At 63.8% G+C, this 390-nt stretch carries 1 protein-coding gene; it reads right to left on the reverse strand.

From position 1 onward, the window contains the following. Window positions 1–390 (reverse strand): hypothetical protein (locus QWI17_RS06675; protein ID WP_302721752.1); only part of this gene is annotated, 390 nt, incomplete at both ends.

Below are 390 nucleotides of genomic sequence, written 5' to 3' on the forward strand. Positions count from 1 at the left end.
TTCTTCAGCGCAGCCACCTCTTCGCTCAGGTTTTTGAGCTGCCCATCAAGCTTGCCACCGTCTACCTGGCCCGACTTCAACGCCGCCAGCTCGGCATTCACCGCCTTCAACTGCGCCTGCAGTTGGCCCTGCAATTCGGTCACAGCTTTCTGCTGCTCACGGGTATCGGCCAGCACCTGCTCCAGGCGCTTGCCCAGGTCGCCGGCCTGGCCAGCCACGCCTTGCTGCTGCTTGCTCTGCTCGGCCAGGCTGGCCTGCAACTGGCGGATCTGCAGCTTGAGCGCCTCGCTGCCGGTGTTGACCGACGATTCGCTGGCAGCGACCTTGCCACTGATTGCCTGCAAGCGCCCCGCTGCATCCTCACTGATGCGGGCAAAGCTTTCCTGGGTG

It is taken from the genome of Gilvimarinus gilvus, assembly GCF_030518155.1.
Lineage (GTDB): Bacteria > Pseudomonadota > Gammaproteobacteria > Pseudomonadales > Cellvibrionaceae > Gilvimarinus > Gilvimarinus gilvus.